The organism is Bartonella sp. AP88XZML (genome assembly GCF_042195565.1).
GTDB lineage: Bacteria > Pseudomonadota > Alphaproteobacteria > Rhizobiales > Rhizobiaceae > Bartonella.
On the sequence record NZ_JBHIOQ010000080.1, the window covers coordinates 1 to 7,167 of the forward strand.

General features: G+C 37.9%; 4 protein-coding genes. All 4 read left to right on the forward strand.

Annotated features, from left to right (window positions below):
- Window positions 1-348 (forward strand): YadA-like family protein (locus ACFIK2_RS08285; RefSeq protein ID WP_375677151.1); only part of this gene is annotated, 348 nt, incomplete at its 5' end.
- A 414-nt stretch (window positions 349-762) separates the two neighbouring features.
- A complete protein-coding gene (locus ACFIK2_RS08290; protein WP_375633132.1) occupies window positions 763-1,005 on the forward strand; it encodes a hypothetical protein in 243 nt (80 codons plus the stop codon).
- A 133-nt stretch (window positions 1,006-1,138) separates the two neighbouring features.
- Window positions 1,139-1,636: a hypothetical protein gene (locus ACFIK2_RS08295; RefSeq protein ID WP_375635019.1), complete on the forward strand. Its 498-nt coding sequence runs from the start codon at window positions 1,139-1,141 to the stop codon at window positions 1,634-1,636.
- 507 nt (window positions 1,637-2,143) lie between these two features.
- A partial coding sequence (locus ACFIK2_RS08300) for a Vomp family autotransporter (protein ID WP_375677152.1) occupies window positions 2,144-7,167 on the forward strand: 5,024 nt, incomplete at its 3' end.

The following is a 7,167-nucleotide window of genomic DNA, read 5'->3' on the forward strand; positions in this document are numbered from 1 at the left end:
AATAAGTATACGGATGAGAAAGTTTCTCATATTGTAAAAGATGGAGTTAATGAGGCTAATTCGTATACGGATATGAAGTTTTCGACATTAAATTATGCTGTTGAGGATGTTCGCAAGGAAGCAAGACAAGCAGCAGCTGTTGGTTTAGCGGTAGCTGGTTTACGCTATAGTGATATTCCTGGAAAATTAACAATCGCATTTGGTAGTGGTTTATGGCGTAGTCAATCTGCTTTTGCTGTTGGTGCAGGTTATACTTCAGAGAGCGGTGATATTGGTTCCAACTTGTCAATTACCACTTCTGGAGGTCACTGGGGTATAAGTGCAGGGGTTAATGTGATACTCAACTAATAAACGACTAAATCCATAAAATTGATTTGCCCTTTTCTTAAATAAGAAAAAGGCAAATTTTTTATCTTTTTCCAGAGCTCTCTAAAGCTATTCTAAATGTATAAAACTCCCGTAATTATATAAAATCCGAATATAAAAAGCCTCTGACAACTTTGTTGAGAATAAAAGACCTTAGTGGTAAAGATTCAAAAAATTGATTGCTATTATTTTGATTTGTTAAAATGCTTCACGCAATGTCAATACGAATATACCCTTTATTAAAAGGAGACAGTTTTAGCTTTTATTTTCGTATAGTTTTAAACGTATGCTTTATAATGCAACGATCTACAGATATGCAACGTACTCCAAACACAAGTATTGCTTTAGGGTAGTGGAGCGCAAACGGAAAAAGAATGGAGCGTTTCTGTAGGTAATATGGCTTACGCTTTAGAGAAAAGCAGTATCGCAATAGGTAGTGAATATAATAAGAAGAGCGAATACGGGGAAAATGATTATACTCTTTCGAAGAGTGATTATTCAACAGTAGTGGGAGCTGTTTCTAAAGTTTTAGAATATGGTTCGATTTCACTTGGTTACTCCGTGCATATACATTTGCTCAAGAAGCTATTTCTATGGGCTTCTATTCAAAAGCAAATGGGGTTGGAAGTATCGCTTTAGGTTCTTATTCTAAAGTGACGGTTGATGGGGGGCTATTGGGAACAACTCTGTGTCCGGTAGGGCTGATGGCGTTTTTGGGTATACGTCTCTTCTGCAAGGACCGGCTAAAAACCCTGAATCTCAATGGAAAAGTATGAAAGTTGCAGTAAGTATTGGTGTTCCTAGTAAGAATATAATGCAACAAATTATAGGCGTAGCAGCTGGTAGCAAACCTACCGATGCAGTGAACCTTAGACAGTTGCAGGATTTAGAAGAAGTTGTAAGAAAAAAGGGTGGAAACTGTTTATTGCTGGTGAGGAAGTTAAAGATATGGGTGCTAGATAGTACAATAAATTTTTCATCTGGAGTAAGTAACTTCAGGGTTAAAAGAGATAAGAACGATGAAAATAAGCTCATATTGAGTTTGGCTAATGATATAGCATTGAAAAGCATAACATTAGGAGAAAAAACAAAAGTAGATGCAACAGGCTTAGTAATTACTGATGTCCCGCAAATAACCACCGGTAGTATTAATGCGGCAAGTAAAAAAGTAACAAATGTTGCAGAAGGAACTAGCAATACTGATGCAGTGAATTTTTCACAACTGAAGGGAATAAAAGAACAAGTAGCAGTGAGTATTTTTGTAAAATAGGATACAGCAACGAGACACATTACCATTAGTAAGGATATAGATGGGGCATTTTAGTAAAAAGCTTTCATAAATCCTCTAATGAAATAAAAAAATCTTATTCACGAAAAATAAACTGATGCCTAAGCGGATAATCAATAGGTACAAAAATTATATTTCTTTCAAAGAGATCAAAGCTAAAAACGACATGCAACCTTTGATAGAAAAACGAAATCTATTCTAATATTAAGTATTTTTTTACCTTCCTCAAATTGACTTTCACAAACCTGCCTCTAATTACACCTCTAAAGGCGTTGCAGAAACGACAGCTTACGTCTTAATTTTATTTATGTCCTAAAAACACACGTTGTAAGAGCGCGGACATGCAAGGGAAATAAGAAAGCTTTAGGGCTCTATATCATACCTTTTTTGTGTTTTTAATCTATTATTATGAAGGGGTATTATGAAAAAATTATACACTACACAAAATCTGCGTGATTTGAGTTTTTTCGCTCACATCGTCGATCATCATTGTTTAAAGTAGCGTCGTTAGGAACTGCGGTTGCCTTATTTTTATCGAATGATGCTCCTGTTTTTTCAGCAAATCTCGATTTAACAAAAGCATCTCTCGAAAATGTGAAGAATGCTGCCGTAGTTTATCCGCAAAGCATCATCTCTGCGTATGATGATTATAACAGTGGTATGGATGGTTATAATTCTGTAATAAATGTTTTAACAGCTGACGGAAAATTTGCATGGGAAGATGCGCAAAACATCTTCACAGCGAATGGCACGCTCGTTTCTGATTCAAAAAGGGATAAGAGGGCTAAAAAAGCTGTTGTTTTAGATCCAGAGAAATATACGGCAAAAGAGAAAAGTTTTACTATAAACTCTATGGCTCGCGCTTCAGGGCTAGACGGTATTGCGATAGGTTCCGTATATGATAATCAAGATAGCATTGGGGAATATACATTCGCGAATGATTACTCCTCAAAGGTGAGGGTTGATGGTAATGGAGCTATTGTTATAGATAAGAATGCTGAAACGCGTGCGGCTGAAACGCGGGCGTATGGCAATGTTGTTCTTGGGGACGGTTCTTCGACTACATCGCTTGCTGGCGCTAGCGGTTACAGTCCTATCGAGCTAAGCGAAAAAAATAAAAACAGTGAGATATGGAAAAGTACTGCGCATGCAGCAACTATTGGTGATTATAAAAATAAGGTAACACGCCAGCTTGAAGGAGTGGCTGCTGGTAGTTATTCTATCGATGCCGTTAATGTTGCACAGCTAAAAGCGTTAAAAACTTACGTAGACCAAGGTTGGCAGCTATCTATTGGGGGTAAAAATGCCACAACGATTGGTATAACGAGCACGGTAGATTTGCCGGCTGCAAGTGATAACCTTAAGATTACAAAAGGTGCGGAAGACAATAATGTAAAATTTGATCTAGCTAACAATATTACAGTGGAACGAGTTACCGCTGGGAGAAGCTCTATAAGTGATGATGGCATTATATTTGCTGATGGGGCTAGAATAACTGTGGATGGTATTGATGCTGGCAATAAGCAGATTACAGGAGTGGCAGCTGGGGAAGAACCTTATGATGCAGTGAATTTTGCGCAGCTACAAGAGATAAAAAATCAAATAGCAGCAAATAGTCTTGTTAAGCAAGATGGTGGAGAAGAAGGTCGTATCACCATTGGTATAGAAACAGGTGGTTCTGAAATCAATGTTGCAAACAAATCTGGTGAAGATAGGATAATTTCCGGTGTGAAGGCTGCTGTAAACAATAACGACGCTGTTAATAAACAACAGCTCGATGGTCAGATTGCAGATGTTGTTGACACTATAAAAAGCAATAGCCTTGTTAAGCGAGAAGAAGAGACAAATCGTATCATCATAGGTAAGGAAATAGAAGGCACAGAGATTAATATTGCAAACAAATCAGGTGATGCTCGTGCAATTTCCGGTGTGAAAGAAGCAGTTAAGGATGATGAAGCCGTTAATAAAAAACAACTTGATGGTGAAATTGCAGATATCACGGACAGTATTAAGGTCATTAAAGAAGCAAATAACTTTGCGGTTCTTTATGATAAAAATGCAGATGGCACCATTAATTATAATAGCGTGACTTTGGGTGGTGATAAGACTACGGCACCAGTTTCTCTCCATAATGTACAAGCTGGTACAATTGCAAAAGGGTCGAATGATGCAATTAATGGTAGCCAGATTGAAAAAATATCTGGAGATATAGCAGGTATTTTTGGTGGTGATGCGGACTTTCACGACGGTATCTTGTTTGGTTCGCACTATCATTTATCGCACATTTCTGAAGATGGTGCAGCAGTAACTAAGGACCATAATAATGTTGGTACAGCTTTGACAGGGCTTGATGAGAATATAAACAATGTGAATGGTCGCTTAACACATGTAGCTAATGAGTTCACTCAGAAGATTGAGGGTGTTTCTAAAGATTCTCTATTGTGGAGTAATGATGAGCAGGCATTTTTGGCACAGTATGGAGAAAACAAAGAAAACAACAAAATTAAATTTCTTGCCAATGGAGATATTGCTGAAGATTCAACCGATGCAGTAAATGGTTCGCAGCTCTTTGCTACTAATCAGAATGTTACCACTGTTACGAATGATCTAGCAAAAATTTCTCAAAATACATCTAAATATTTTGGTGGTGGTGCAGATATATCTAACGGTAAGGCTCCCACTTACACTATTCAGGGTAAGCCACATAATGATTTTGAATCTACTTTTAATGCTGTTGATACTTCTATCACGAATATCCAAAATCAAATCACTAATGCAGCAAAGAATAGCCTTGTTAAGCAGGAAGGAGATGCAGGTACTATTACCATTGGTGTGATAACGGGGGGGACAGAAATTAATGTTGCAAACAAATCTGGTGATGCTCGTACAATTTCTGGTGTAAAAGCTGCAGAGCGAAATGATGAAGCTGTTAACAAAGCCCAGCTTGATAAAAGTATAGAGAAGATTTCTAATGATATTAATCTTACAAGTGCTGCTGCAGTTCTCTATGATAAAGAAAACGATACCGTTAATTATAATAGCATAACTTTGGGTGGTGATAAGACTACAGCACCAGTTTCCCTCCATAATGTTAAAGATGGGAAAATTGCTGAAGATTCGCATGATGCTATCAATGGTAGGCAGATTGAAAAAATATCTGGAGATGTAGCAAACATTTTGGGTGGGAATGCGGAATTTAGCGACGGTATTTTGTTCGGTCCGCTCTATCATTTATCGCGCATTTCTGAAGATGGCGTAGCAGTATCTAAAGACCATAATAATGTTGGTGACGCTTTGACAGGGCTTGATGACAATATCAACAATGTGAATAGCCGCTTAACACATGTAGCCAATGAATTTACTCAGAAAATTGAGGGTGTTTCTAAAGATTCTCTATTGTGGAGTAATGATGAGCAAGCATTTGTGGCACAGCATGGAGAGGAAAAAAACAATAGCAAAATTAAGTTTCTTGCCAATGGAGACATTTCTGAAGATTCAACCGATGCAGTGAATGGTTCGCAGCTCTTTGCTACTAATCAGAATGTTAACACTGTTACGAATGATCTAGAAAAAATTTCTCAAAATACATCACAATATTTTGGTGGTGGTGCAGATATATCTAACGGTAAGGCTCCCACTTACACTATTCAGGGTAAGCTACATAATGATTTTGAATCTACTTTTAATGCTGTTGATACTTCTATCACGAATATCCAAAATCAAATCACTAATGCAGCAAAAAATAGCCTTGTTAAGCAGGAGGAAAATGAAGGTACTATCACCATAGGTAAGGCAACAGGAGGTTCTATAATTAATATTGCAAATAATGCAGGCAACGATAGGACAATTTCTGGTGTGAAGGCAGCTGTGAATGGTAATGAAGCTGTTAACAAAGCCCAGCTTGATAAAAGTATAGAGAAGATTTCTAATGATATTAATCTTACAAGTGCTGCTGCAGTTCTTTATGATAAAGAAAACGGTACCGTTAATTATGGTAGCGTAACTTTAGGTGGGATGGATAACCAAGTCCCTGTTGCTCTCCATAATGTTAAAGATGGCATAATTGCGCAAGGATCGCATGATGCAATCAATGGGAACCAAATTAATAAAATATCTGGAGATATAGCAAATTATTTTGGTGGTGGTGCCTCGTTCGAAAATGGTGCCTTTAAAGGACCAAACTATAGTTTATCTGTTATTGTTGAAGATGGTCAGGTGGCAAAAGCCAATTATCATGACGTTGGCTCAGCTTTGAGTGGTCTTGATGCGAATGTGAAGAGTGTGAATACGCATCTGACGAATGTGGTAAAAGATGTCAATGAAAAAATCACGAATATTACACAAGAAGTCAAAGGGGACGCTTTGTTGTGGAGCGGTGATGAGCAGGCATTTGTAGCACAGTATGGAGAGGGAAGAACCAATGGCAAAATTAAGTTTCTTGCCAATGGAGATATTTCTGCTAACTCAACAGATGCTATAAATGGTTCGCAGCTTTATTTGATGAGCAACCAATTGGCTGCGTATTTTGGTGGTGGCGCTGGTTATAATAATGGAAAATGGACCGCTCCTACTTTCAAGATAACACATTTCAAGGCTAACGGGAGTTCTGCTGAAAAGAAGGATTATCATGACGTTGCCAGTGCTTTTGACGGCGTAAGTGAGAGTATGTCTAAGATAAACGACCGCATTCAAAATGTTGAAAACAATGTCTCGTCCAATGGTTTAAATTGGAATGAGCAGAAAAAAGCTTATGACGCTAGCCATGATGGTCAACCAAGTAAGATTATCAATGTAGCAGATGGTAAAATTGCAGAAGGTTCAAAAGATGCAGTCAATGGTGGACAGCTTTGGGAGACCAACGAACGTATCACTGGCGTTGAAAAAGATATTAAACATATTGAAAACAGAGTCGACAATATTTCCACTACGGTTACGAATATTAGTGAAACAGTTTTCAACATTGAAGACAGAGTTGATAATATTGAGAATACGGTTAATAATCTTTCTGATGGTGCAGTTAACTATGATAAAGATGTTGATGGTAAAAAGACCAATAAGATCACTCTAAAAGGTGGGAATGAAAGTGAACCTGTTATGATTAATAATGTTGCGGATGGTCGTATTGAACAAGGTTCGAAAGAAGCTGTTAATGGTGGTCAACTACATGATTACACTGAGCAGCAGATGAAGGTCGTTCTTGATCAATCAAAGCATTACACAGATCAACGGGTGAATAATATCGTTATCGATGCTATTGATGATGCCGTTGATCGGGCTCACCAATATACAGATATGAAGTTTAATATTTTAAGTTATGACATTAAGAGTGTACGCAAAGAAGCAAGACAAGCAGCTGCTGTTGGTCTAGCAGTGTCCAATCTACGTTACTTCGACGAACCAGGATCTTTGAGTGTCTGTTTGGGTAGCGGTTTATGGCGTGGACAATCGGCATTTGCTCTTGGAGCTGGTTATACATCTGAAAATGGAAAAATCCGCTCTAATCTCTCTGCCAC

Bases quoted from the DNA above. Each gene is read 5' to 3' on its own strand.
- ACFIK2_RS08290 (WP_375633132.1), top strand. From the start codon at position 763: ATGGCTTACGCTTTAGAGAAAAGCAGTATCGCAATAGGTAGTGAATAT.
- ACFIK2_RS08295 (WP_375635019.1), top strand. From the start codon at position 1,139: ATGAAAGTTGCAGTAAGTATTGGTGTTCCTAGTAAGAATATAATGCAA.